At 41.7% G+C, this 1,917-nt stretch carries 2 protein-coding genes; both read right to left on the bottom strand.

Features of this window, described 5'->3' with window-relative positions; genetic code table 11:
• Positions 1–60: 60 nt before the first annotated feature.
• Entirely contained in the window at positions 61–699 is a 639-nt protein-coding gene (locus Q0296_RS03500) for a YggS family pyridoxal phosphate-dependent enzyme (protein ID WP_298036579.1), read from the bottom strand.
• Positions 696–1,805 (bottom strand): RIP metalloprotease RseP, encoded by a 1,110-nt coding sequence (gene rseP, locus Q0296_RS03505; RefSeq protein WP_298036582.1) that lies wholly within the window; start codon positions 1,803–1,805, stop codon positions 696–698. The genes Q0296_RS03500 and rseP overlap by 4 nt, the downstream gene beginning before the upstream one ends.
• Positions 1,806–1,917: the final 112 nt, after the last annotated feature.

The raw sequence follows: 1,917 nt of genomic DNA on the forward strand, positions 1-1,917 counted from the left end.
CTAGCTCTAATTTTAAAATTTGATAGATACTTCTAAAATGGCAAAATTTAAGAACAAAATTTACAAATAAAGCATCGTTCCAAGGCGGATCATGTTTGAGCCGCATTTTATCGCTAGTTCGAAGTCGCTACTCATGCCCATCGAGCAGATGCTTGCGCCTTTTGGTTTTAGGCTCTCATAAATTTTATATGTTAGCTCAAAGCTTTTTTGTACCTCTTTTGGCTCATCCACATGCGCTCCGATGCTCATCACGCCTTTTAAATTTATATTTTTGCACTCACTTTGGATACGCTCATAAATTTCAGCCGCATTTGCGACGCTCACACCTTGCTTTGTGTCTTCATCGGCCGAGTTTATCTGAAGTAAAGTATCTAGCTTGTAGCTAAGTCTTTTATCAACCTCTATGGCTCTTTCGAAGCTATCGCAGCTTTGCCAAAGCACTGGCTTTAGGCTTATCATTTGATTGATTTTATTGTTTTGTAGACGGCCGATCATGTGCCATTTGATGCCAGCAAAATCTTGCAGCTCTAGCTCTTTTTTGGCTAGCTCTTGGACTCTGTTTTCGCCAAAATTTCTCTGCCCTTGTGCGTAAAGCTCCCTTACTTCATTGCATGTCACGTTTTTGCTAACGGCAACTAGCATCACATCTTTGCTTAAATTTTCGATCTTTTCAAGCAGCTCTTTTAAAACTATCATCATAAACCTCCGCTTAATCTCATAATGTCGTTAAAGGTTGCGAGCACCATTATGCCAAGCAGTAGCGCCCAGCCGCAGTAGGTGAGTACGACAAGCACCCGCTCATTTACCTCGCGTCTAAAAATTAGTTCATAAATGTTAAATAAAATGTGCCCGCCATCAAGCGCAGGGATCGGAAAGAGGTTTAGCACGCCTAAATTTACAGAGATGAGCGCCACGATGGTTAGTAGCACGCTAAGGCTGATCTTAGCGGCCTTTGAAGTGACATCGGCGATCTGCACAATACCACCGACCTCTTTTAGCGGTACAGCTCCAACGACTAGCTTTTCAAAGCTTTTAAAGATGAGCTTTGAAGCCTCGATCGTCTCGCCAAAGGCAAATTTAAGGCTACCAAGACCTGTGTGATAAATTTTCACCACTTCGCCATTTGGAGAGATGCCTATTAGTGGGCGCTGCACCTTTTCATTAAATAAATTTATCGTCTCGCCTATCTTTGGTGTTAAATTTATAGTTAGTGACGAGCCGTTGCGGTATATCAAAATGGTGCTTGGCTCAAGTTTTACATTTTTACTGATCTCGTCCCACTCGTTTATTTTTACGCCATTTATCGCTAAAATTTTATCGTTTTTAACTAGACCTGCGCTCGCAGCTGCTGAACCTTCAGCTATGTGCCCAACGCTTGGTGCAAGCCTCTCAACGCCGATAAATCCAAGCAAAATGTATATGAAAAACGCCAAGATAAAGTTAAAAAATGGCCCTGCAAAAAGGATGTAGATACGCTTTACCGGACTTAGTACGTTGTAGCTGTCCGCGTCGTAGTTTTTAGCCTTTGGGTCGGTGTCGTCTTGCCCTTTTAGCTGCACGTATCCGCCAAGTGGGATAGCGCTTAGGCAGTAGTCGGTGTCGCCAACGTTTTTGGTGTAAATTTTCTCGCCAAAGCCGATGCTAAAGGTATTTACTTTGACGCCGAGCATTCTTGCTACTAAAAAGTGGCCAAGCTCGTGAAAAAATATGAGAAAACTAATGGCTAAAACGGTCACTAAAAAATAAAACGAATACGCATAAAGCCCGATGCAAAGCAGGGCCAGCGTGAAGAGAATGCCTTTCAAAACTTACCTTTTTTTGAAAAAATTGATGAGATTTTAGCCAAAATTTATAAATTTACTCTCAAATTTGGCTTGCCATTTAGGCGAAAATTTCTTTTAGCCAAGAGAGTGTTTT

Origin of the sequence: uncultured Campylobacter sp. (assembly GCF_937890585.1) — a bacterium.
GTDB lineage: Bacteria > Campylobacterota > Campylobacteria > Campylobacterales > Campylobacteraceae > Campylobacter_A.

What these genes read in the sequence shown, in the direction of transcription:
- Q0296_RS03500 (WP_298036579.1), bottom strand. Translation starts at nt 699, where the DNA reads ATGATGATAGTTTTAAAAGAGCTGCTTGAAAAGATCGAAAATTTAAGC.